Raw genomic sequence first — 25456 nt, 5'->3', positions numbered from 1 at the left:
GAACACGGAAGTTAAGCTCTTTAGCGCCGATGGTAGTTGGGGGCTTCCCCCTGTGAGAGTAGGACGTCGCTAGGCAAATAAAGGCAGTCAGCTGTGTGCTGGCTGTTTTTTTATTTTATTATCTTAAGGAGATACTTCATAAATTACAGGATTTTATACAAAAATCAATTATTAAAAAAGATTTAATTGTAGGATTTCATATAACTATATGATAGTCGCTAGTAGTTTTTTATTTAGCAATTTATTTGGATTTTCAATTAAAATTTGCTATGATTAAAAGTCTGAATTGTCTTTCTTTTATAAGTTTCTTGACAGTAGCAGTCCACGTTGTTAATCTTACAATTAATATTCTTTTAACTATAGGAGGACGTTACGAAAATGTGGGAGACTAAATTTGCCAAAGAAGGTTTAACTTTTGATGATGTATTATTAGTACCAGCTCATTCCGAAGTATTACCGAAAGATGTTGATTTATCTATTCAATTAACACCAAAGATTAAATTAAACATTCCAATGATCAGCGCAGGTATGGATACAGTTACAGAGTCTAAAATGGCTATTGCTATGGCACGACAAGGCGGAATCGGTATTATCCATAAAAACATGGGTATTGACGAACAGGCTGAACAAGTAGAAAAAGTAAAACGTTCTGAAAATGGTGTTATTACAAACCCATTCTTCTTAACTCCAACTCATCAAGTTTTCGATGCTGAGCATTTAATGGGTAAATACCGAATCTCTGGTGTACCTATTGTTGACAGTATGGAAAACCAAAAGCTAGTAGGGATCATTACAAACCGTGATTTACGTTTTATCTCTGACTACTCTTTAAAAATTGAAGATGTTATGACGAAAGAAGATTTAATTACAGCTCCTGTTGGAACGACTCTAGAGGATGCAGAAAAAATTCTTCAACAATATAAAATCGAAAAACTTCCGATCGTTGATGAAGAAGGTCGTTTAACTGGACTTATCACAATCAAAGATATCGAGAAAGTTATTGAATTCCCCAATGCTGCTAAAGATACACATGGTCGCTTACTTGTAGGTGCAGCAGTAGGTGTATCGAAGGATACAATGGTACGTATCGAGAAGCTTGTAGAAGCACAAGTTGATATTGTAGTAATCGATACAGCACACGGACATTCAGAAGGTGTATTACAGACAATCCGTTCCATCCGTGAAACTTACCCAGAACTAGAAATCATTGCTGGTAACGTAGCTACTGCAGAAGGTTCACGTGCATTATTCGAGGCTGGTGCAGATGTTGTTAAAGTAGGAATTGGCCCGGGCTCAATTTGTACTACACGTGTTGTGGCTGGCGTAGGTGTACCGCAAATTACAGCAGTATATGATTGTGCTACAGTAGCTCGTGAGCTTGGTAAAACAATTATTGCCGATGGTGGTATTAAATACTCTGGCGATATTGTGAAAGCTTTAGCAGCTGGTGGAAATGTTGTAATGCTAGGATCACTTCTTGCAGGTACTTCTGAATCTCCAGGAGAGACAGAAATCTTCCAAGGTCGTCGCTTCAAAGTATACCGCGGTATGGGATCTATCGGAGCAATGGAAAAAGGCTCAAAAGATCGTTACTTCCAAGAGGATGCGAAAAAATTAGTGCCTGAGGGTATTGAAGGTCGCCTTCCTTATAAAGGACCATTAGCTGATACAATCTATCAACTGATTGGTGGTATCCGAGCTGGTATGGGTTATTGTGGAGCACCACATCTTGAGTATTTACGAGATCATGCACAATTTGTTAAAATGACTGGTGCAGGTCTTCGTGAATCACATCCGCATGATGTGCAGATTACAAAAGAGTCACCAAACTATTCCATGTAATATATTACTTGCAACTTTTATGCTTTCGCATCGTCTACAAAGATGGCGCGAGAGCATTTTTTTATGGTAGAGAGTCAACACGTATGTTGATATCTATGATAAAATGTCGAGGACAAGATTATTTTTTGGAGGGCTTTCAAGGTGAAAAAGAAAATGAACACCGTATTACGCTTACTCCTAATTCCCGTTTTATTAATTGGTATTTTTGCAGGAATTCCTGCAAAGGCAAGTGCAGAGACGGATTTAGGACTAACAGTGGATGCTGCAATTTTAATTGACGCAGATTCAGGAAAAATTTTATATGAACAAAATGCAGATACTTCACTAGGTATTGCAAGTATGACAAAAATGATGACTGAATACCTGTTATTGGACGCTATTGATGCAGGGACAGTTAAATGGGATCAAGAATACCACGTAACCGATTATACGTATCGTATGTCTCAAAATCGTGCATTAAGTAATGTACCTTTACGTCGTGATGGTTCTTACACGATTCGAGAATTGTACGAGGCAATGGCTATTTATTCAGCGAATGCTGCAACTGTTGCTATAGCTGAAACAATTGCTGGAACAGAGACTGAATTTTTGAAATTAATGAACAAAAAAGCAGAAGAACTAGGCCTAGAGGGTTATAAGTTTGTCAATGCTACAGGTCTAAATAACGCTGATCTTTTTGGGATGCAACCAGCTGGGACAGGACCAGAAGATGAGAACGTGATGCCTGCAAAATATGTGGCAAAACTTGCCTATCATCTATTAAAAGATCACCCAAAGGTATTAGAAACTTCTCAAATTACTAAAAAGACGTTCCGTGAAGGTACAGAGGATGCCATTGAAATGTCTAACTGGAACTTTATGTTACCAGGGTTAGTTTTTGAATATCAAGGTGTAGATGGATTAAAAACAGGTACTACAAACTTTGCAGGCCATTGCTTCACTGGTACTGCAGAACGCAATGGTACTCGATTAATTGCAGTGGTCATGAAGGCTGTTGATGCAAGTGGACAAGGGTCATATAAAGCTCGTTTTGATGCAACAGCAAAATTGTTTAACTATGGTTTTTCACAATTCTCAAAACAAGAAATTTTACCAGCAAATTATACGTTTAAAGATCAAAAAACAGTAAAAGTGACAAAAGGTAAAGAAGACAAAGTAGAGATTGCTGTAAAAGAACCTATTTCGTTTATGATCAAGTCTTCTGATAAAGATCTCTATAAACCTAAATTGGTTTTAGATAAAAAGAGCCTTGAGGCAGGCGTTAAGAAAGATACTGTTGTAGGGAAGGTCGTTATTGAGCGCACAGAGGGCACAGATTACGGCTTTATCGATGGTAAGGATATTTCATCCGATATAGTTACTACAGGGGCTGTAGAGCGTGCTAGCGGTATCTCATTGTTCTTCCAAGGTGTTGGGAACTTCTTCGGCAATTTATGGAGTGGGATTTCTGACTTCGTTGGAGGCCTATTCTAATCATTAATTAAAGAGCACATGAATGATAACAAACATTCATGTGCTTTTTCACATTTTTAACCCGAATAGCATAGGCTAATAGGCGAAAGGATGTGGCTAAATGTGTGGCATTACTGGATGGGCTAGTTTTCAACAGGATTTAAAGACAAGTGAAAAAGTTTTGCAAGCAATGACACGAACATTAAACAAGAGAGGGCCAGATGATGAAAATATTTGGTGTAGTGAGCATATTGCATTTGGCCATCGACGGTTAGCGGTTATCGATTTAATAGGTGGCAAGCAGCCGATGAAAAAAATACATGATGGGGTAAACTATGTCATTACATATAATGGCGAACTTTATAATACGGAAGAGCTGCGTAAAGAGCTACAGAAAAGAGGTCATACTTTCACAACACATTCAGATACCGAAGTACTATTGACCGCTTATATTGAATGGAAAGAGCAATGTGTAGACTTTCTAAACGGTATTTTTGCCTTTGGTATTTGGGATGAACAGGCGCAATCTCTTTTATTATGCAGGGATCGATTAGGTGTGAAGCCCCTTTATTTTACAGAGCAACAGGGAGGGATTCTTTTTGCATCGGAAGTAAAGGCCTTACTGGCACATCCAATGGTTGAAGCTACTATTAATACGGAGGGATTAGCAAGTATGATGGCTGTTGGCCCCTCTAGAGCTCCTGGTAAGACTCTTTTTCAAAATATTGAGGAGTTACGACCAGGTTATGCAATGCGCTTCTCTAGAGAAGGTTTAAGAAAGTGGCAATATTGGCAGCTACAAAGCCGCAAGCATGAAGAATCATTGGAAGAAACGATTGAGCATGTTCGTTTGCTGTTAACGGATGCTATTGAACGACAGCTTGTTTCGGATGTACCGATCTGTACATTTCTATCAGGAGGTCTTGATTCTAGTATTATTACAGGAATTGCTGCAGATAGATTCCAACAACAAAACAATAAATTGCATACGTATTCAATCGATTATGAGGATAATGAACGTTTTTTCAACCCTCATGCATTTCAAACTTCAACAGATACGTATTGGATTCAAAAAATGACTGATACTTTTAAGACGACACATCACGCAGAGGAAATAACCCAGCAACAGCTGATTGATTTACTAGTAGAATCGGTTATAGTTAGAGATTCACCAGGTATGGCAGATGTAGATTCTTCGTTACTATGGTTTTGTCGAGAAATTAAAAGAGACTTTACTGTAGCACTATCAGGCGAATGTGCAGATGAAATTTTTGGTGGATATCCATGGTTTAAAGAAAAAACTACCGGTTTTCCTTGGATTCGATCATTGGCTGAAAGAAATGCATTACTCCAAGAGAAGTGGGATAAAAAATTAAAAATTGAATCCTATGCACAACAACTATATAGACAAACGATTGCGGAAGTCCCGTTGCTAGATGGCGAAAGTCCGGCAGAAGTAAAACATCGTGAAATGTTTTATTTAAATATACAGTGGTTTATGCAGACATTACTAGAGCGGAAAGATCGTATGAGTATGGGAGCTAGCTTAGAGGTGCGGGTTCCTTTTGCGGATCATCGCCTTGTAGAATATGCATGGAATATTCCTTGGGAAATGAAGGATTTAGAGGGTATAGAAAAGGGGTTGCTTCGAAAGTCCATGGCACATTTATTGCCTGATGAAGTATTGTATCGTAAAAAAAATCCATATCCTAAAACATATCATCCAGTTTATACAGCAGGTGTGCAAATATGGTTAAGAGAAATTCTTAACGATAAGAACTCTATCTTACATGAATTATTTGAGCACAAAAAACTTATGGAACTAATAGAATCGGGAGGCAGCTCTTTCAAAATTCCATGGTATGGACAATTAATGGCGGGACCTCAACTTTTAGCATATCTAGGGCAAATTCATACTTGGTTTGAGCATTATCATATTCAACTCATTGAATCCTAATGGGGGTCACCCCTCTACTACTTGGTTGTAGTAGAGGGGTGATTTTTTTGTATTCCCCAACAATCCATTAATTGTTCGATCGATTGTTCAATTACATGAACAGGAATACCCCCAAAGCCAAGTAAAAATTGTGCTTGCGGGGATTCAACGTAATCTAGTCGATAATCAGATAACGGATAAATACCTATCCCTGCTTGGAAGGCAAGTTGTTGTAATTGTTTTTCCGGCAACTTATGCTTAACGTCTAATAAGATATGCATTCCTGCTTGCTCACCTGTAATGTTAATGGAGGATGAATATTTTTCTAAAATAGAAGTAAGCTTATCATGTTTTTTACGATAAACTTTACGCATCCGATTAAGATGTTTGGCAAAATGACCATCATGCATAAAATTTGCAACAATATGTTGATCAAACCGAGGAACGGTTGATGAATAGTAATTAAAGACATCATTATATGTAGCAAGTAATTGAGGCGGAAGTACAAAATAGGCCACGCGCAAAGAAGGCATTAACGATTTTGTAAAAGTGCTCATATAAATGACCTTATCGTTTCTATCGAGAGCATGTAGAGCAGGAATTGGTTTTCCAGTATAACGAAATTCCGAATCATAATCATCTTCAATGATATAACGAGATGAGCTTTGTGTCGCCCAATTTAAAGCCTGTGCACGTCTAGTAGCTGATAATACTGCACCAGTAGGAAATTGATGTGATGGTGTAATATAAACAACATTAGCTTGTGTTTGCTCTAGCTCTTGAATGATGATTCCTTCCTCGTCGACGGCAATAGGATAAACTTTTCGTTTATGCTGAGAGAACATACGATGCACAGCCGGATACCCTGGGTTTTCCAATGCAAAGCATGTATCATCACTAAAAAGACGTAAAATCATAGGCAGAAGCTGCTCCGTACCAGAGCCAACGACAATTTGCTCTGGGTTGCAGACGACTCCACGTGATTGATATAAATAATTCGCAATTTCAGTTCGCAAAGAAAGCTCCCCTTGAGGTTCCCCTGTTAATAATAATTTCTTTGAGGTTTCATCAAACAGCTCCTTTGCATATTTTCTCCAGATCTGAAATGGGAAAGCATCGATATCAATAGAACCAGGATTAAAATCTATTTTGTATGATTTTTTTTTAGGCTGCTCATTGAATGGGATGACCGTGTCCTGCTGGATATAGGGTAGTTCATCTATTTCTTCTATAAAATAACCTACCCGAGATTTGGACATAATATAGCCTTCTGCAAGAAGCTGTGCATAGGCAATTTCAATCGTTGTTTGAGAAATATTCAAAAAATCGGCTAATTTTCTTTTTGATGGTAATTTTTCACCTACTGCTATTTTTTTGGAAATGATAGCCTCTTTAATGCCGTTGTAAAGCTGATCATATAGCGGTTTATCGCCATTCCGTTCAAGCTGAAATAAAAGCATATCCATATGCTAAAAACCCCCTGACCCTATGAATTTTTAAAAAACTGGATATTTTTATATGGTCAATTTCTATTATACTAAATTTCATCATAAAGGTGGAGGTTAGACAATGAAACAGACAGGTACAAATTTGGTGAAGCGTGGTATGGCTGAGATGCAAAAAGGCGGCGTCATTATGGATGTGATTAATGCTGAGCAAGCGAAAATTGCAGAGGCGGCAGGCGCAGTAGCAGTAATGGCATTAGAAAGAGTACCTTCCGATATCCGCAAAGCAGGAGGTGTTGCTCGTATGGCAGATCCTCGTATTGTAGAGGAAGTACTAGGAGCAGTCTCCATTCCTGTGATGGCAAAAGCTCGTATTGGTCATATTGTAGAAGCTCGCGTTTTAGAAGCAATGGGGGTTGATTATATTGATGAAAGTGAAGTGCTCACACCAGCAGATGAAGAGTATCACTTATTAAAAAGTGATTATACCGTACCATTTGTGTGTGGCTGTCGTGATCTAGGCGAAGCAACCCGTCGTATTGGTGAAGGAGCAGCTATGCTACGAACAAAAGGTGAACCAGGAACAGGGAATATAGTGGAAGCAGTTCGACATATTCGTAAAGTAAATGCCCAAGTTCGTAAAGTAGTAGGTATGACAGAGGATGAATTAATGACAGAGGCAAAATTACTAGGAGCCCCTTTTGAATTATTAAGAGAGATCAAACATCTTGGTCGTTTACCAGTTGTTAACTTTGCAGCCGGAGGTGTGGCTACACCGGCTGATGCGGCTTTAATGATGGAGCTTGGGGCTGATGGTGTTTTTGTTGGTTCGGGTATCTTCAAATCCGATAATCCTGAAAAATTTGCACATGCGATTGTGGAAGCAACAACGCATTACAAGGATTATAAGCTCATTGCTGAGCTATCAAAGGAACTCGGCGTACCAATGAAGGGTATTGATATTGCCCAACTTGGACAACATGAGCGCATGCAAGAGCGAGGCTGGTAGGATGAAACGAATTGGCGTTTTAGCCTTACAAGGGGCGGTACGAGAGCATGTTCATATGCTAGAAAACCTTGGCTGTGAAGCTGTTGAAGTAAAACAGAAGCAGGATTTGATAGAACTAGATGGACTTGTATTACCTGGTGGCGAGAGCACGACTATGAGAAAGCTATTGTATCGTTCTGACCTATTAGAGCCTATACGAGAGCTAGCGCAACATGGCTTGCCCATGTTTGGGACATGTGCAGGATTAATTTTAATGGCCAATACTTTAATAAATGATGAACCACATTTAGCAGTTATGGATGTGACAGTTGCGAGAAATTCATATGGACGCCAGGTTGACAGCTTTGAAGTAAAGCTCGATATCCTTAAAATAGGTGAGGCAATTCCAGCAGTTTTTATTCGGGCACCTCATATGGAGACAGTTGGAAAAGATGTTGAAATTCTCGCAGAGCATGAAGGTAAAATTATTTTAGCACGGGATGGACATTTATTAGGTTGTTCATTTCATCCCGAATTAACATCAGACACACGTATTCTTGAATATTTTGTAGCATCTATGGTATGACTTGCAAAATTTGTTTTCATATAGTACAGTATGGTTAAAATTTAATTAACTGAACACGATGATGGGAAGTAGTAGCAAGCACGTTTTTTTTAGAGAGTCAGCGGTTGGTGGAAGCTGATAAAGGCACTTGTGAATCCGTCCTGGAGTTGCACAGTCGAAGTCAATGAAGTAGGCTGCTGCCGGCTGGAATGCCGTTATAAAATAAGTGGATTAGACATTGTGTCTAATCAATTAGGGTGGCAACGCGGGTAGCTCTCGTCCCTTTATGGGATGGGGGCTTTTTTGTGTTTTTCTTGATTCAGCCAAATGCTGCCCCTCTACAGGTCTATCTATTGATGTTCAAATGACCACTGAATCAAGCTAAAGAAACAAGATGCAACAATTCCCCATCATTAAGAAACTACTGGAGGTATGATCGATGTTAGATATTAAACGCGTGCGCGATAATTTCGCCGAAATTAAAGAGATGCTATTAACACGTAATGAAGATTTAGGGAATTTAGATGACTTTGAAAATTTAGATGCAAAGCGTCGTGAGCTAATTGCTAAAACGGAAGAACTGAAGGCAGAACGAAATAAAGTATCTGAGCAAATTTCTGTTATGAAGCGCAACAAAGAAAATGCAGATGAAGTGATTGCTCGTATGCGTCAAGTGGGCGATGAAATTAAAGAACTTGATATTCAATTAAATGAGGTGGAAGATCGCTTTAAAGATATGATGATGCGCCTGCCGAACGTTCCTCATGAATCTGTACCAGTGGGTACGACAGAAGATGACAATGTTGAGGAATATACATGGGGTGAAATTCCGGCATTTGATTTTGATATTAAAGCACACTGGGATTTAGCTACAGATCTAAAAATTGTGGACTTCGAACGTGGTGCCAAAGTAACTGGTAGTCGATTCTTATTCTACCGTGGTCTTGGGGCCCGCTTAGAACGTGCGTTGATGACATTTATGATGGATTTACATGCAGAAGAGCATGGCTATGAGGAAATGCTGCCACCTGTGATTGTAAATCGCGATAGCTTAACAGGTACTGGACAGTTACCTAAGTTTGAGGAAGATGTATTTAAATTGGAGGAAACAGATTATTTCATGATTCCAACAGCGGAAGTACCAGTAACAAACTTCTACCGTGATGAAATTTTAACTGCTGAAGCTTTACCACAAGGTTTTGCTGCATACAGTGCATGTTTCCGTTCAGAAGCGGGCTCTGCAGGTCGTGATACACGTGGTTTAATCCGTCAGCACCAATTTAACAAAGTGGAATTAGTTCGTTTTGTAAAACCTGAGGAGTCATATGAGCAGTTAGAGCTGTTAACGGGTCATGCTGAAAAGGTACTACAATTACTAGGCTTACCATATCGTAAATTAAAAATGTGTACAGCCGATTTAGGCTTTACTGCTGCGAAAAAATATGATTTAGAAGTTTGGATTCCAGCACAAAATATGTACCGTGAAATTTCTTCTTGTTCAAACTTTGAGGACTTCCAAGCACGACGCGCAAATATTCGCTTCCGTCGTGACCCAAATGCAAAACCAGAATATGTCCACACATTAAACGGTTCAGGACTTGCGATTGGTCGTACAGTTGCCGCTCTACTAGAAAACTATCAACAAGCTGATGGAAGCGTAGTAATTCCTGAAGTTTTAAGACCATATATGGGTGGCAAAGAAGTAATTGCCCCAAAATAAACAACTGATCAAGGCTATTTTAGATGAACCTTTACACGGTAATCTAAAATAGCCTTTTTTCAATTCCAAAATTGATAGCTCTCATAATTTTTGAAAATTCGTTATAATGGGTAATATTCATGGGGACAAGGGGGAGAAATTCATGGATTTACAGCAATTTGCTCAGGCTTTAAAAGAATTCGACAATGTCTTAATTACTGACGATAAAGGCTGTGCAATATTTTATGATTTAGCAGATTTAAATATATTAATGGAAATCGGCTTAACACCAGATGAATTTTTTCACAGTACTGTAACTGATAATTATCAAAATTTATCACCTGAAACGAGTACAGTTTTTAAAGTATTACAAACGGGACAACCAATTTTATATTATGAACAACAATTAACAACCTTGAATGGTTTTAGCTACGTATCCCTAAGTTCAACCTATCCAATAATGGAACAGGGCAAATCCATTGGTGCGATTGAATTTTCAAAGCATTTTTATGAAAGCAAGCAAATAAAATACTTAGATAATTTCCTGGGACATAAACTATATCGAGATAATCACACGACGTATCGCCTAGAGGATTTTATTACGACAAACGCAGACATGAAGGAGCTGCTCGATAAGGCACGCCGTAGTGCTAAGAAAAACGCTCCTATTTTATTGACAGGGGAAACAGGGACAGGAAAGGATATTATTGCACAAGGTATTCACAATGAGAGTGAGCGCTATACAAAACCATTTATTACACTGAATTGCTCAACATTGACAGAGGATAATATCTTCACACAGCTATATGGCTCAGAAAATGAAGAGAAATGTGGGAAATTACAGGAGGCCAATGGCGGAACATTACTCATCGATCATCTTAATTTGCTTAATGCATCCTTACAGGCAAAACTGTTACATGCGGTGGATATAAATATGTTAAATGGTGAGTCTTTGGATATTCGTTATATTACGACGGTCAATGAGGATGTAGATAAACTTTTAGTGGAGAAAAGATTACGAGAGGATTTATTTTATCGTTTAAATGTCCTACAGATTGATTTGCCACCACTTCGTATGAGAAAGGAAGACATTCCGGCCATTCTAGATTTTTATATACAATTTTATAATGAACATACTGTACAGAAAAACGTGAGCTATCGTGATGAGGTATTGCAATTATTTTATGCCTATCATTGGCCTGGTAATGTACGTGAGCTAAAAAATGCTTTGGAATCAGCCTACAATAATTTAACAGGCAATGAAATTCACGTTGAGCATGTGCCGGAGAGAATTAAAAAAAATATCCAACAACCTGCTCATCTACTTATGCAAGTGAGCCAATCCGGTCATTTACGTGATTTAACAGAGGCCTACGAGCGACTTATTATAGCTGAAAAATTACGAGAAACGGATGGACGATTAGCAGAGACAGCCCGTCGTCTAGGAATTTCACGTCAACTCTTAAAATATAAATGTTTAAAATATGAGCTGCTGTAAAATTTTTTTTACAAAAAGGGGATAAAAATTTATCTCCTTTTTTCGTGTTTTAAAATTTTTTATTATTTAGATAAATCTTATGTAAATCAGTAATAAAGGGGCTGAGGACATGTCTAAAGTTATGCAGCATACGATCATAGTCGGGCTAGCCTTATTCGCCATATTTTTTGGCGCAGGTAATTTAATTTTTCCACCGTCCATAGGAAACAGTGCAGGGGGCTCTTGGATTTCTGCATTGTTGGGCTTTAGCTTAACAGGTGTTATTCTACCTGTACTTGCGGTGTATGCCATTTATAACACTGGGGGAACAGTGGAAGCGCTCACAAGGCCAATCGGAAATTGGTTTTATAAAGCATTTAACACGGTTATGATGGTTTGTATCGGAATGGTTGTCACAATACCGAGGATGTCAGCGACCACACATGAATTAGGTGTATCGCAAATTATTCCTAATACTCCTTTACTAGTGTCAGTGCTGGCATTCTTTGCCATTTGCTTTTATTTTGCAATGGATCAATCAAATGTCATCGATAAAATTGGGAAATGGTTGACGCCAGTTCTCGTTATCATACTTATTATTCTCATTGGTAAAGGGGTATTAGATCCGATCGGGGCGGCGGTCCATACGGAAGCAAAAAATGTATTTGCCAACGCCATTATAGCCGCCTATCAGACGGGAGATGTTGGAACAGGTATTCTTTGTGCCCCCATCTTTTTGGCAGCGATTGTCAGCTATGGCTATAAGGGTAAACAATCTAAAAAAGTCGCACTCGGAGGAATGGCTATAGCCGCGATAGGTTTAATAGCCGTTTATGGCGGTTTGCTTTACTTAGGTGCCACAAGTAGCGGTATCATTACGAATCCAGGTAGTGATACAGAGCTGTTAGCAAGTATTGCGTATCGTGTGATTGGAGACTTGGGGAAAGCGTTATTGGCTATTTGTGTTGTGTTCGCCTGTCTAACATCTGCAATAGGAGTCATGGTTATCTCATCACAATTTTTAAACGAATTAACGAAAGAAAAGCTTGGCTATAAAACATGGGTGTTGATTATGTGTATAGTGGGGGCAACAATTGGTTCGTTAGGAGTAGGTGCCATCGTAGAAATTACATTGCCCATTTTCTTGGTTATATATCCAGTCATTATCGTACTTGTGTTGCTTGGAGCATTTGATCGTCTTGTGCCCAATGCAGGAGCTTATAAAGGAACCGTATTATTTGCCTTTTTAGTGAGTGTGGTTGAAACATTTTCTAGCTATGGAATTACGATACCCGGGGTGACGAAGTTGATCGTTCATTTACCATTACAGTCGAGTGGATTTGCCTGGGTCATCCCATCTATTATTGGCTTTATTTTAGGCGCCTTCTTGCATAAAGTGCTTAAAGCAGAAAATCCGGAGAAATCAACTTTCGGTATGGAAGAAATAGGAGTTGGAAAATGATGAAAATTATTCGAAATGCAAAAATCTATACAGCAGATACTAATCAGCAGATGGCAACAGCCATGGTTATGAAAGATGGAAAAATTCTATGGATTGGACAGGAGGAAAACTTACCTGCTTACCAAGGCGATATCATCGATGGACAGGGCAAGGTCATTATTCCAGGAATTATTGATGCGCATATGCATCCGATTATGTTAGCTGATGTTTTGGAGCAGGTGGCCTGTTTACCTCCACATATTCATTCAATTGAAGATATGCTTGTTGCACTAGAGAAATATGATGCTAGTCAACGCGGTTGGATTTTAGGATGGGGCTATGATGAAGGAAAGCTGAACGAAAGAAGAGCCCCTCTAAAAGAAGATTTAGACCGCGCATCCACGGCGCTTCCTATCATTGTTATGCGGACTTGTGGCCATATCATATCGGTCAATAGTAAAGCCTTAGCCATTGCAGGTATTACAAAAGATACACCCGATCCACAGGGCGGGCAAATTGATCGTGATGAAAATGGCGATCCGACTGGTGTACTTCGTGAAAATGCACGGAACCTCATATTACAGCATTTACCTACGCCATCAGAGGATGAAATCATAACAAGACTGCTAAAGCTATCGCAAACCTTAGCATCCTATGGTGTGACAAGTATTACAGAATTAATGGCTACTATGATGCCTATTGATTATTTAACCCTATATCGTAAAGCTCGTGAAAAGGGCTTAAAGCAACGTGTTGCCGCTTATTATATTTGGGAGGATGTTCAAAACTATGAGCTTTTAACAGCGGATAATTTGGACCGTTCAGCAGGCGCTTATATTGGAGGCATTAAGTTGTTTTCTGACGGGAGTGTTTCAGGTCGAACAGCGCTTGTTTCCGAGCCATTTTTGGGAGGTGAGGAGCGAGGCATTACTATGACGTCAAAAGAGGAGCTACTAGCAGCGGCGGCCGTAGCAAAAGAACATGGCATTCAGCTAGTAGTTCATGCGATGGGGGACAGAGCTATTGATTTAATTGTCGATACTTTTTATGAGGAAACAGCGTGGTTAAAAGATGCGCCTTCTGTGCGTATCGAACATGCAGCGATGCCTTCAGCAGGTGCTTTAGAAAAAGCTGCTGAATGGGGCATCGGATTTGTGCCACAACCAATCTTCCTCTTCTGCGAAATTGAAAGTTATTTAGAAAACCTAGGGCTGGAAAAAACACAGACATTGTATGGAGTTCAAACATTTTTACAGCGAGGGATTGCGACAGCCTTATCCTCAGATGCACCTGCAACATCATGGGCAGAAGCGGCAAATCCATTTGTCACGATGCAGGCGGCTGTTACGCGTATGGCCTATGATGGGACCGATCTAGGTGCCGCTGAACGAATCTCTGTAGAGGAAGCATTACAATTGTATACAGCGGATGCTAAGTCAATGATTCGTATGGAGAATGTTGGTCAACTGAAAGAAGGCTACGAGGCTAATTTTATTGTACTCACTGATGATATTCTTTCTATTTCGCATGATCAGCTTATGCATGTAAAGCCATTCGCTACATATATCGAAGGCGAATGCGTTTTTGGACAATCAACGATTCAAGCCACACATTAAGTATCTATATAGATGCTGTCGCTGCTACGACACATTTCATATATATCGCCATTCCCTTAAATATAATAAAGAAGGTATCTCATTAGGAGGCACCTTCTTTTCTTTTTGTTAGAAACTACTGTTATAAAATGTTAGCGAGTGCGAACTCGATGTTTCACAGAGAAATTGTGTTCACTAGAGAGTAAGTAAATAATACCTTCAATAAAAGATATAATGACAGGTATATAAGTCCAGCAGAAAATTAAATAAAGAATCCCTTGGAAAACCTTCCCTAAATAAAATTTATGAATACCGATACCGCCAAAAAATATAGCCAGGAAACCAGCTAAACCTTTACTTTTTATAGGCCATGAAGGATCAATACCATCATACATAGGAGCTTGTTGTGGCTGCGCTTGATAGGCAGGCTGTACCGCTTGTTGAAAAACAGGCTGTACTGGTTGTTGAAAAGCAGGTTGTTGCACTCTTGGTTGTTCGCTTTGGAAACTGAATTTTTCCCCGCAATATTTACATTGAGATAATGTGATATCAGCAGGTGCACCACATTGTGGACATTCGATATTGCTCATGTTAATACCTCCAATTGTTTTCTAAGTACATAGTCGAAAAATTAGTATGATTAAAACTGTTAAATGGGATGAACCTGAGCACCACAATTATTACAAAACTTAGAATTAACATCTATTTCTTGTCCACATGAACAAACAGCTTTCAGTAAACTAGTTCCACAAGTACTGCAGAATTTTGAAGATTCTTCGTTTTCATTGTGACAGGAATGACATGTAATAATCTTTCGCACTAAATTTTCCCCACATAAATTGCAAAACTTACTGCTAGAAGAAATACTGCCATGACAAGAAGGACAAATCTTATGCGTAGGCTGCTGACCAGGTTGCTGTACTTGTTGGTTCATCATGGATGACATGCCTTGTCCTACACTCAAACCAACTCCACCAGTTGCAAATATTCCAGCTACTCCGTTTTCATTTGATGCGGCTGACTCATAAACATCAAAGCTACGTTGGGTAACATAACGATTGTCTCCCATAATTTCAAACTTAGCTTTATCCTGTAAAATTTCATTAATTTCTTCAAAATCTTCTTCAGGGAAATTAATAGATTGAATATGGAAATGCGCTGTTATAAAGCCATACTTAATAAATTCTTCTGATACTTTTTCTTTTAAACTATTTGAAATGTTTTGAAGCTCTGTCGTTATTTCTAACGCAGAAATTTTCTCATTAATAATTTTATTGGCGAGTTCGGTTTTTACAGATGTAATAAGAGAACCTTTAAAGTAATCCTGTACTTTTTCGAAGCTAACAATATCATCTTTATTCATAGAGCCGATCACTTCTGAAAAGAATACTAAGTAATCATCAAGTCGTAGAGCTAATTGCCCAAATGCTCTTATACGCAATTTTACAAAGTATTTTGGATCAATTAACTGAATAGGATCAGTGGTTCCCCAATATAAATCCATTTTCACAGTGAGATTAATAAAGTAAATCTCTGCTGAGAAGGGAGTTTCCCCTCCATATGCTAAATTTACAATGTTATGAAGTATCGGTAGGTTATTCGTAGATAAAACATGTGTTCCTGCATTGAAAACATCACACATTTGACCACCTTTTACAAAAATGGCTACTTGTCCTTCCTGGACGATAAGTGTAGTACCAAGCACTAGCTTGTCAGTTGGATGCTTGTAAATTAACCAATCACGTGAGCGTAATCCATCAAATTTCACTCTATCAAAAATAGGCATTAACATTAAACCCCCTATTTATTTACTAATAAATCAAAATTATAACTAGTTATATTCTCCCTTTTGAGATTATGTATGTCAATGTTTTATCATGCAGAAATTTGGTGCTGCCATATAAAAAAAGGTGTCTTCATAATGAAAGACACCTACTTTTTATATTCACATTTTTTATTCATTCGGCTATTCCTTTTCAGCGGCTGCTGCTTGTCTTACCTTTTTCTCTGCTTTTTTTCGTTCACGTAAAGCTCGGAAAAAATCGGTTAGGATTTGTCCACATTCATCAGCTAAAATTCCTTCAGATACTTCGCATTCATGGTTAAAGCGAGCATCATTTAATAAACGATAGAGTGAATCTACACAGCCCGCTTTCATATCCCTTGCACCATAAACGACACGAGGTACACGGGATTGTAGGATTGCACCTGCGCACATGGGGCAAGGTTCAAGCGTAACGTAAAGTGTTGTTTTTTCGAGACGCCAACTGCTGATTTTTTGACAAGCCTCTTGAATAACCATTAATTCAGCATGTGTTGTTGCATTTTGTGTTGTTTCTCGTAGGTTATGAGCTCTTGCGATAATTTGCCCATCATAAACAAGGACAGCCCCTATAGGTACTTCCCCAAGTATAGCTGCTTTTTTTGCTTCCTCTAATGCTTGTCTCATAAATAGACGATCTGTTTCAAAAATATCCACTAAATATCTCTCCTTAAAAGTAGTTTATCCTGCTTAATTGGTAATTGCTACTTTTAACTTCTTGCAGATCTCCAACGCATGATGTATTGACATTCCTAAAATAACCATTTATATTTATATATGAACACATGCTCATATATAAATATAAATTATTGGGGGTAAACTAATATGGATGAACAAATAAAAATAACGAATGTGGAAACTAGTCAGCATTTAGACGATGAGACATTATTCGTTGTGTCACAAACTTTTAAGGCATTAAGTGACCCGACACGAATTCGAATTTTAAATTTACTATGCGCAGATGAGCATTCCGTCAACGACATTGCTGAAATTTTAGATTTAGGACAATCGACCGTTTCTCATCAATTACGATTTCTAAAAAATTTGCGATTAGTGAAATTTAGACGAGAAGGTACCACTTTATATTACTCCAAAGATGACGATCACATTATGAATTTATTGAAGCAGGCAATTGAGCATGCTGCACATAACTAAAGAACGGAGGAATTAATGATGGGACATAATCATGATCATGGCCATGATCATACACATGGCGCTAATAAAAAAGTGTTAATCGTATCATTTATTATTATTACTAGTTATATGGTTGTTGAAGCAATTGGTGGTTTTTTAACGAATAGTTTGGCTCTATTATCGGATGCCGGTCATATGTTAAGTGATTCCATCTCATTAGCTATTGCCTTACTTGCGTTTGTTTTTGGAGAAAAAGCAGCAAGCTATAGTAAAACATATGGATATAAACGATTTGAAATATTAGCGGCAGTATTAAATGGCGTTACATTAATTGGGATTGCATTATTTATTTTCTATGAAGCGATCGAACGTTTTGCAAATCCTCCTGAAGTGGCTACTACAGGTATGCTTATTATTAGTACAATTGGTCTTTTGGTTAACATCTTAGTTGCATGGATTATGATGCGTGGTAGTGATACAAAGGACAATTTAAATATGCGTGGGGCTTTTTTACATGTACTGAGTGATATGCTAGGTTCCGTAGGGGCTATTGTGGCTGCCTTACTAATTATGTTTTTTGGTTGGGGATGGGCTGATCCTCTAGCGAGTGTTATTGTTGCCTTATTAGTAATAAGAAGTGGCTACTATGTTACAAAATCCGCTATTCATGTCTTAATGGAAGGAACACCTTCAAATGTCGATGTTCAGGAGATAATTCAATTAATTGAACAAACCGATGGGATAGAAAGCATCCATGATTTACACATCTGGACAATTACTAGTGGAACCAATGCTTTGTCTTGTCATGCAGTTGTAAATGGGCACTTAAAAATGGCAGATGGTGAGCATATTCTACGAAAAATTGAACATAATCTTGAGCATAAGGGTATTAAACATGTAACCATTCAATTAGAAACGGCTTCCCATCCACATGAAAGCTCGATATTATGTCAATTGAAAAATGTTCATGAGCATCATCATGAATAAAAAAAAATTTACGGCTTGCATACCCTTCGTGGGTATAGTATGATAAAGCTGAAATAGGAGGTGTAGTGAATGGAGGACATAGTAAAAGAGGATGCTTGTCATACTGAGGGAGCTACGTCTTGTCGAAAAAGCCATCACCCTGAGCGTGTAAAAAAGGATTTAACAACTCGTTTAAACCGTATAGAAGGTCAAATCCGAGGCATTAAGGGAATGATCGAAAAAGACGTTTATTGTGATGATGTTATTACGCAACTGTCTGCGACACAGTCAGCTTTGAATAGTGTAGCGAAAATTTTATTAGAAGGTCATTTAAAGGGTTGTGTTGTGGATCGTCTATCGGAGGGCGATGATGCAGTTTTAGATGAATTAGTAGTAACGATTCAAAAGTTAATGAAAAAATAGATGTTTATAAATAAATTAAAAGGAGAGATTTATTATGCAAAATGTAACATTAAATGTACAAGGAATGTCATGTGGTCATTGTGTAAATGCGGTTGAAAAAAACGTTGGTGCTTTAGCTGGTGTTGAACAAGTAAAAGTAAATTTAGCAGAAGGTTTAGTTGATGTTGCATTTGATGATGCACAAGTATCACTGGATCAAATTAAAGAGACAATTGATGATCAAGGCTATGAAGTAAAATAAAATTTGTAGAGTGCTTCTGTGGCACTCTCTTATTTTCAAAAATATATACCCCCATTCGGTATAAGGAGAGGTGAAAGGTAAATGAGTTCTGATCATAAGGAAGCTAATTTGCAAATAACAGGGATGACATGTGCGGCCTGTGCCACTCGAATAGAAAAAGGGTTAAATAAAATGGATGGAGTAGAACAAGCAACAGTTAATTTAGCGCTTGAAAAATCATCTATTAAGTACGATCCAGCAAAGCTAAGTGAAGCAGATTTTGAAAAAAAGATAGAAGCGCTTGGCTATGGAGTAGTTAAACAAAAAACTGAACTTGATATTACAGGAATGACATGTGCGGCTTGTGCTACTCGAATAGAAAAAGGATTAAATAAAATGAGCGGCGTATCATCTGCCAATGTCAACTTAGCTCTTGAAAAAGCAATGATTGAGTTTAACCCATCAGAGGTGAACATCGCAGATATTATCGGTAAGGTTGAGAAGTTAGGATATGGCGCCCATCAAAAAGCAGATGAGCAGGAAACAGAGGATCATCGAGAAAAGGCTATTAAGCAGCAACAACAAAAATTTATTTTATCAGCTATTCTATCCCTACCACTGCTTTGGACGATGGTTGGACATTTTTCATTTACATCGTTTTTATATGTGCCAGAATTCCTTATGAATCCATGGGTTCAAATGGTGTTGGCTACACCCGTACAATTTATAATTGGTAAGCAGTTTTATGTAGGGGCATATAAGGCATTACGAAATGGCAGTGCAAATATGGATGTACTCGTTGTGATGGGGACATCAGCGGCTTATTTCTATAGTGTTTATCAAGCAATCGTGACGATAGGATCACATCATGGCCCGCATCTCTATTTTGAAACAAGCGCTGTATTAATTACATTAATTTTATTAGGTAAATTATTTGAGGCAAAAGCAAAAGGGCGTTCATCTGAGGCGATAAAAAAACTGATGGGACTTCAAGCCAAAACAGCCATTGTTGAACGTGACGGTCTAGAGATGGAAGTGCCTTTAGAAGAAGTGATGATTGGTGATATCATCCTAGTTAAACCAGGTGAAAAGATCCCCGTTGACGGAGAAGTTTTAGAGGGAACAACAGCTGTTGATGAGTCCATGTTGACAGGGGAGAGTTTACCAGTCGATAAAAAGCAGGGTGATTCATTATTTGGTTCAACTATTAATAAAAATGGTTTTATAAAAATGACAGCGACAAAGGTTGGCCGTGATACGGCACTAGCACAAATTATTAAGGTGGTAGAGGATGCTCAAGGATCAAAAGCACCGATTCAACGTTTAGCCGATCAGATCTCAGGAGTTTTTGTACCAATTGTTGTGGGCATTGCGATTGTGACATTTATCGTGTGGATTATTTGGGTACGTCCAGGAGAATTTACGCCTGCTTTAGAGGTCTTAATTGCAGTACTTGTGATTGCTTGTCCATGTGCACTTGGTTTAGCCACACCGACCTCTATCATGGCCGGTTCGGGTCGCGCCGCTGAATTTGGCATTTTATTCAAAGGTGGCGAGCATTTAGAACAAACACAAAATATTGATACGGTCGTTGTAGATAAAACAGGGACAGTGACACATGGTAAGCCAGTACTAACGGATGTTCTTTTAGCGCCAGACCAAGAGGAAGCACGCTTTTTATCAATAATTGGTGCGGCTGAGAAACAGTCGGAGCATCCACTTGCAGAGGCAATTGTTTATGGTATAGAAGAGCGTGGGATTGCTTTAGGGGAAGTTCAATTCTTTGAGGCTATTCCAGGTTATGGTGTGCAAGCAACGGTCTCAGGTCAAGGTGTTGTCATTGGTACACGAAAATTAATGCAACAGTACGGCATTCAGCTAGATGATATTTTACCAACAATGGAGCAATTAGAGCGAAACGGCAAAACAGCGATGTTGGCCGCAATAAATGGCCAATATGCGGGGGTAGTAGCTGTTGCTGATACAGTAAAAGATACGTCTAAGGAGGCCATTCATCGTTTGCAAAATATGGGCATTACAGTCATCATGATGACGGGTGATAATGAACGTACAGCCCAGGCAATAGGCACAGAGGTAGGCGTGAACCAAGTAATTGCGGAAGTATTACCTGAAGGAAAAGCAGATGAGGTGAAAAAACTTCAAGCCCAAGGTAAAAATGTAGCAATGGTTGGCGACGGTATTAATGATGCCCCTGCGCTGGCAACGGCCAATATTGGTATGGCCATTGGTACAGGGACAGATGTCGCGATGGAAGCAGCAGATATTACGTTAATCCGTGGTGATTTAAATAGTATTGCGGATGCCATTCTTATGAGTAGAAAAACAATGCGTAATATTAAACAAAATCTGTTTTGGGCATTTGCTTACAATACATTAGGTATTCCGATTGCTGCAATTGGTCTGCTTGCTCCGTGGGTGGCAGGTGCGGCAATGGCTTTTAGTTCTGTATCGGTTGTATTAAATGCTCTACGTTTACAGCGAGTAAAATTGTAAAGATGAAAAGGCATTGGGATGCATATTCTCAATGCTTTTTTTCTATTTATACAGAGGGAAATCTCCTGCATAATTTTCTAGAATAATAGGTTGATTCTGTTTTTCATTTTCTCACTATGATAAAATGAAAGGTACTGACTCATTTATGTAGAACACAATGATCGAATCCATAGAACAAAAGGAGGAGCTTCTGGTGACGGTTCCATTTGTTACGGTAGAAGGTCCGATTGGTGTTGGTAAAACCTCTTTATCGAAAGAGATAGCGGCGACATTTAATTACCATCTATTAAAAGAAATTGTAGACGAAAACCCTTTTTTAAATAAGTTTTATGAAAACATTGAGGAGTGGAGTTTCCAAACGGAAATGTTCTTCCTTTGTAATCGCTATAAGCAATTAACGGACATTAAAAAATTCCGATTTGCTCATGCCAAGCCAGTTGTAGCAGATTATCATATTTTTAAAAATTTAATATTTGCGAAGCGTACACTGGCATCTACCGAATACGAAAAGTATGAGGAAATATATCAAATATTAACAAAAGACATGCCTGTTCCTAATGTAGTTGTTTATTTACATGCAAGCGTTGAAACATTGATGAAACGAATTGCCATGCGTGGACGAGATTTTGAAAAAATGATATCACGCGATTATATGGAGCAGCTCGTAACCGATTATCATTCTTTTATCGAACATTTTGAGAAAATGCATCCTGAAATACCAGTTATTCGATTTAATGGAGATCAGCTCGATTTTGTTAAAAATCCAGACGATTTAAATTATGTTTTAAAAATTATAAAGGATACGTTACAAAAAAGGAGTTTGCAATAATGAATTTAAGAGAGAAATACGATATTCCTCCACAAACGGTCATCACGATTGCCGGTACTGTAGGCGTAGGAAAGTCTACGATGACAAAAGCGTTAGCAGAAGCATTAAATTTCCGTACATCATTCGAAAAAGTAGATACAAATCCATATCTAGATAAATTTTATGAGGACTTTGAAAAATGGAGCTTCCATTTACAGGTCTACTTTTTGGCAGAGCGTTTTAAGGAACAGAAACGTATTTTTGAGTATGGTGGAGGATTTATACAAGACCGTTCTATTTACGAAGATACTGGGATATTCGCTAAAATGCATTACGATAAGGGAACAATGAGCCCAACAGATTATGAAACATACACAAATTTATTTGATGCTATGGTCATGACACCGTATTTCCCACATCCAGATTTACTTGTCTATCTAGAGGGACCGATTGATGCTGTTATTGGGCGTATACAAGAACGAGGGCGCGCAATGGAGCAACAAACGCCAAATGATTATTGGATAGAAATGCATGAACGTTATGAAAACTGGGTTAATAATTTTAATTCCTGTCCAGTTCTACGTTTAGATATTAATGATTATGATTTATTAAAAAATCCGGATGCAATTGAATCAATTGTGAGCCGTATCAGTCATATGCTAAAACAAACAAGCCATTTAAGAAAATAGAAGAGAAAAAAACGACCAAAGAACGTGAAACAATACATAGCCGATTGTTTCACGTTTTTTGAATAGGAGGGATTACTATAAGAATTGCAGTGTATTGCGGATCTGGTATAGGTAAAAGTCCAGTGTATGGGGAGAAAGCTACAGAGCTAGGTACAGTATTAGCTAAGCATGGACATAGTGTTGTTTACGGTGGTTCCAAAATGGGGTTAATGGGAAAGGTAGCAGATGCTGTTTTAGCCGCAGGTGGAGAGGTTATTGGTGTTATGCCAACCCATTTACAAAAGCGGGAACTGGCTCATGCTTCATTAACAGAAATTCATTTTGTTGAGTCTATGCATATTCGGAAGGCTAAAATGGCGGAGCTGGCTGATGCATTTATTGCTCTTCCAGGAGGTGCAGGAACGTTAGACGAATATTTTGAAGTTTTTACTTGGGCACAAATTGGCCTCCATGATAAACCTGTCATTTTATATAATGTGAATGGTTTTTATGATGCACTCTTACAGCATTTTAAAATAATGCTAGAGGAAGGGTTTATACGACCTGAACAGAAGTCCTTTTTCCGTATAGCAACTACTTCAGAGGAAATAGTACGTTTACTAAAAAAACATGGGTGAACATTGCCCATGTTTTTTATAATATAGAATAAACGGTAAAAAATAGAAATGGATGAGGTGGATTATGCAAGGTGCAGATACTCAAGTAACCGATGATTTAGTAGTACAAGCCATTGAACGCAATATAGCAATTATACGTTTTGATATGGATCGAAGTGTAGCCTATGTGAATGAACCGTTTGCTAGAACATTAGGCTATACAGTACAAGAGATGTTAGGAAAGAATCATAAAGATTTTTGTTTACCACATTTCGTTCACAGTCCAGCATATGAACAATTTTGGCGCAATTTAGTAGCAGGAAATAGTTATCAGGGCAAAGTTGAGAGAATTGATGCAAATGGCCAAAGGATTTGGCTTGAGGCTACGTATATGCCTGTTTTCGCCAACCATACAAATAAAGTAATCGGTGTTTCAAAAATTGCTACAAATATTACGGAACGCCAAAATGAAATAACAAATGTAGCCGATCAATTGAAGAAAATGTCTAATGAGCTTCATCAACGCTCAGAGGCTGGTATTCAAAATAGTCAAGAATTACTGAGCACCATTCAAGTGGTTTCTCAGGAGTCAAAAGAAAATGTTAGCAATCTGGCACAGCTAAAAAATCAAGCAGTTTCCATTAAAGGGATTGTGAAAACCATTCAAGAGATTGCTTCCCAAACAAATTTATTAGCTTTAAATGCAGCTATTGAAGCTGCGCGAGCTGGGGAGTATGGCCGAGGCTTTGATGTAGTGGCGAAAGAAGTGCGGAAGCTTTCTGTCAGGGTAGAGCAATCCATTTCAGAGGTTAAGGATCATGTAGAGGGGATAGAGCGGGAAATTAATCAAGTGACAGATAGTATTACAAAGATAGCTGAAAAAGTAGAAAAAACTAATGAACAGATTACTATTACAACTAAAGATTTTAATGAAATTGCATCTGCGGCTGAAGCTTTAGACGAGCAGTCCAAGCAATTTATTGACATTATTTAACGTTCCGTATAGCCCCATCTGTAGACTAGATGGTGGACTAATTTACAATATTTTAGTAGATATATTGAAATAGTATAAGTTTTTTCATTACAATATTTGTGTAAGACGTTCATTAATCATAATAGGGGTGTTATGGATGACAAAAGTGGAAGTAAGTTTTCAGCATCTACCAACAACAGCTATTTCAGATGCGACAGGTGGACATACGAATTTGTGTAGTACGATTAAACCGCTAGCCAATCATTTTAAAATTGCTGGGCGTGCGGTAACTGTACGATTACCAGATGGTGAAAATGGTGCAGTATTGGAGGCTATTCGAGTGGCCAATGAAGGTGATATTTTGGTTATTGATGCAAAAGGAAACACCAATCGAGCGGTAGCAGGAGATTTTGTGGTGTCCTTAGCAAAAGGTATTGGTGTACAAGGCTTTGTAGTTGACGGTGTAATTCGTGATATTGCCGCTATTCGTGAGTTGGATTTCCCTGTATTCGCTTTAGGTACTACAGTGGCTGCTGGTAATAAAAATGGTGGTGGCAAAGTAAATGTATCCATTGCCATTGGAGGAGTAACAGTTCACCCAGGCGACTATATAATTGGAGATGTGGATGGTGTCATTGTTGTACCACAGCAAGATGCTGAAAAAGTGATTGAAGCTGCAGAGGAAAAGATACTTAAAGATGAAAAACGTGCGCAAGAAGCACATGTAAATGGTAAAGAATCTATTGTTGCGTATTTAGATAAAGTACTTGGAAATTAAAAAAACGCTCACGATGTGAACTGCACCCCAATTGTTAGACACAACTAACAATTGGAGGTGTAGTTTTTTTATGACGAAATTTACAAATGAACA

At 38.3% G+C, this 25456-nt stretch carries 23 protein-coding genes, 1 rRNA gene and 1 other annotated feature; of the genes, 20 read left to right on the top strand and 4 right to left on the bottom strand.

Annotation, left to right across the window (positions count from 1 at the left end; all coding sequences use genetic code 11):
- From rrf to asnB, 4 genes are all read left to right on the top strand, one after another.
- Positions 1-75, top strand: a 5S ribosomal RNA gene (gene rrf, locus AC07YC_RS22430); the annotation flags it as partial.
- 303 nt (positions 76-378) lie between these two features.
- Complete coding sequence (gene guaB, locus AC07YC_RS22425; protein WP_494920486.1) at positions 379-1842, top strand: IMP dehydrogenase; 1464 nt, start codon at positions 379-381, stop codon at positions 1840-1842.
- Between the two features lie 141 nt (positions 1843-1983).
- Positions 1984-3315, top strand: a complete 1332-nt coding sequence (locus AC07YC_RS22420; protein WP_336637346.1) for a D-alanyl-D-alanine carboxypeptidase family protein — start codon at positions 1984-1986, stop codon at positions 3313-3315.
- A 100-nt stretch (positions 3316-3415) separates the two neighbouring features.
- Complete coding sequence (gene asnB / locus AC07YC_RS22415) at positions 3416-5251, top strand: asparagine synthase (glutamine-hydrolyzing) (RefSeq protein WP_494920485.1); 1836 nt, start codon at positions 3416-3418, stop codon at positions 5249-5251.
- 17 nt (positions 5252-5268) lie between these two features.
- On the opposite strand, the gene pdxR is transcribed toward asnB, so the two are convergent.
- Entirely contained in the window at positions 5269-6696 is a 1428-nt protein-coding gene (pdxR, locus tag AC07YC_RS22410) for a MocR-like pyridoxine biosynthesis transcription factor PdxR (RefSeq protein ID WP_494920484.1), read from the bottom strand.
- A 103-nt stretch (positions 6697-6799) separates the two neighbouring features.
- On the opposite strand from pdxR, the gene pdxS reads away from it, so the two are divergent.
- From pdxS to AC07YC_RS22380, 6 genes are all read left to right on the top strand, one after another.
- On the top strand, positions 6800-7684 hold the full coding sequence (pdxS, locus tag AC07YC_RS22405) for a pyridoxal 5'-phosphate synthase lyase subunit PdxS (protein ID WP_336637349.1): 885 nt from the start codon (positions 6800-6802) through the stop codon (positions 7682-7684).
- 1 nt (position 7685) lies between these two features.
- Positions 7686-8249, top strand: a complete 564-nt coding sequence (gene pdxT / locus AC07YC_RS22400; RefSeq protein ID WP_494920483.1) for a pyridoxal 5'-phosphate synthase glutaminase subunit PdxT — start codon at positions 7686-7688, stop codon at positions 8247-8249.
- Positions 8250-8298: 49 nt separating this feature from the next.
- Positions 8299-8515: a binding site (T-box leader), on the top strand.
- A gap of 152 nt (positions 8516-8667) precedes the next feature.
- Positions 8668-9948 carry a serine--tRNA ligase gene (serS, locus tag AC07YC_RS22395; protein WP_494920482.1) on the top strand — a complete coding sequence of 427 codons (1281 nt, stop codon included), beginning with the start codon at positions 8668-8670 and terminating at the stop codon, positions 9946-9948.
- A 142-nt stretch (positions 9949-10090) separates the two neighbouring features.
- Positions 10091-11425, top strand: a complete 1335-nt coding sequence (locus AC07YC_RS22390) for a sigma 54-interacting transcriptional regulator (RefSeq protein ID WP_494920481.1) — start codon at positions 10091-10093, stop codon at positions 11423-11425.
- 109 nt (positions 11426-11534) lie between these two features.
- Positions 11535-12866, top strand: coding sequence for a branched-chain amino acid transport system II carrier protein (gene brnQ, locus AC07YC_RS22385; RefSeq protein ID WP_494920480.1), 1332 nt, complete (start codon positions 11535-11537; stop codon positions 12864-12866).
- A complete protein-coding gene (locus AC07YC_RS22380) occupies positions 12866-14461 on the top strand; it encodes an amidohydrolase (protein WP_494920479.1) in 1596 nt (531 codons plus the stop codon). Before brnQ ends, AC07YC_RS22380 begins: the two co-directional genes overlap by 1 nt.
- Before the next feature lie 131 nt (positions 14462-14592).
- Here AC07YC_RS22380 and AC07YC_RS22375 read toward each other — a convergent pair whose 3' ends face one another.
- The 3 genes from AC07YC_RS22375 to tadA form a co-directional block, all read right to left on the bottom strand.
- Positions 14593-14835, bottom strand: a complete 243-nt coding sequence (locus tag AC07YC_RS22375) for a TM2 domain-containing protein (protein WP_230584803.1) — start codon at positions 14833-14835, stop codon at positions 14593-14595.
- Positions 14836-15089: 254 nt separating this feature from the next.
- The gene (locus AC07YC_RS22370) at positions 15090-16226 is read right to left on the bottom strand and encodes an SPFH domain-containing protein (RefSeq protein ID WP_494920478.1); all 1137 of its coding nucleotides are present in this window, start codon (positions 16224-16226) and stop codon (positions 15090-15092) included.
- A 180-nt stretch (positions 16227-16406) separates the two neighbouring features.
- On the bottom strand, positions 16407-16919 hold the full coding sequence (gene tadA / locus AC07YC_RS22365) for a tRNA adenosine(34) deaminase TadA (protein ID WP_336637342.1): 513 nt from the start codon (positions 16917-16919) through the stop codon (positions 16407-16409).
- A gap of 168 nt (positions 16920-17087) precedes the next feature.
- On the opposite strand from tadA, the gene AC07YC_RS22360 reads away from it, so the two are divergent.
- The 10 genes from AC07YC_RS22360 (at position 17088) to AC07YC_RS22315 (ending at position 25363) form a co-directional block, all read left to right on the top strand.
- Positions 17088-17417, top strand: coding sequence for an ArsR/SmtB family transcription factor (locus AC07YC_RS22360; RefSeq protein ID WP_336637341.1), 330 nt, complete (start codon positions 17088-17090; stop codon positions 17415-17417).
- Between the two features lie 18 nt (positions 17418-17435).
- Positions 17436-18383 (top strand): cation diffusion facilitator family transporter, encoded by a 948-nt coding sequence (locus AC07YC_RS22355; protein ID WP_336637344.1) that lies wholly within the window; start codon positions 17436-17438, stop codon positions 18381-18383.
- 69 nt (positions 18384-18452) lie between these two features.
- Entirely contained in the window at positions 18453-18785 is a 333-nt protein-coding gene (locus tag AC07YC_RS22350) for a metal-sensitive transcriptional regulator (RefSeq protein ID WP_008179668.1), read from the top strand.
- Positions 18786-18819: 34 nt separating this feature from the next.
- Positions 18820-19026 (top strand): copper chaperone CopZ, encoded by a 207-nt coding sequence (copZ, locus tag AC07YC_RS22345; RefSeq protein WP_036121975.1) that lies wholly within the window; start codon positions 18820-18822, stop codon positions 19024-19026.
- Positions 19027-19107: 81 nt separating this feature from the next.
- Positions 19108-21519, top strand: a complete 2412-nt coding sequence (locus AC07YC_RS22340; RefSeq protein WP_494920477.1) for a heavy metal translocating P-type ATPase — start codon at positions 19108-19110, stop codon at positions 21517-21519.
- 193 nt (positions 21520-21712) lie between these two features.
- On the top strand, positions 21713-22348 hold the full coding sequence (locus AC07YC_RS22335; RefSeq protein ID WP_036121980.1) for a deoxynucleoside kinase: 636 nt from the start codon (positions 21713-21715) through the stop codon (positions 22346-22348).
- Positions 22348-23016 (top strand): deoxynucleoside kinase, encoded by a 669-nt coding sequence (locus AC07YC_RS22330; protein ID WP_008179676.1) that lies wholly within the window; start codon positions 22348-22350, stop codon positions 23014-23016. The genes AC07YC_RS22335 and AC07YC_RS22330 overlap by 1 nt, the downstream gene beginning before the upstream one ends.
- A gap of 89 nt (positions 23017-23105) precedes the next feature.
- Positions 23106-23633: an LOG family protein gene (locus AC07YC_RS22325; RefSeq protein ID WP_473828612.1), complete on the top strand. Its 528-nt coding sequence runs from the start codon at positions 23106-23108 to the stop codon at positions 23631-23633.
- 64 nt (positions 23634-23697) lie between these two features.
- A complete protein-coding gene (locus AC07YC_RS22320) occupies positions 23698-24606 on the top strand; it encodes a methyl-accepting chemotaxis protein (protein ID WP_494920476.1) in 909 nt (302 codons plus the stop codon).
- 136 nt (positions 24607-24742) lie between these two features.
- Complete coding sequence (locus AC07YC_RS22315) at positions 24743-25363, top strand: RraA family protein (protein ID WP_494920475.1); 621 nt, start codon at positions 24743-24745, stop codon at positions 25361-25363.
- Positions 25364-25456: the final 93 nt, after the last annotated feature.

This window comes from Lysinibacillus sp. GW247-5R2A, from assembly GCF_059424475.1.
This window is presented reverse-complemented; position numbering and strand designations above follow the sequence as displayed.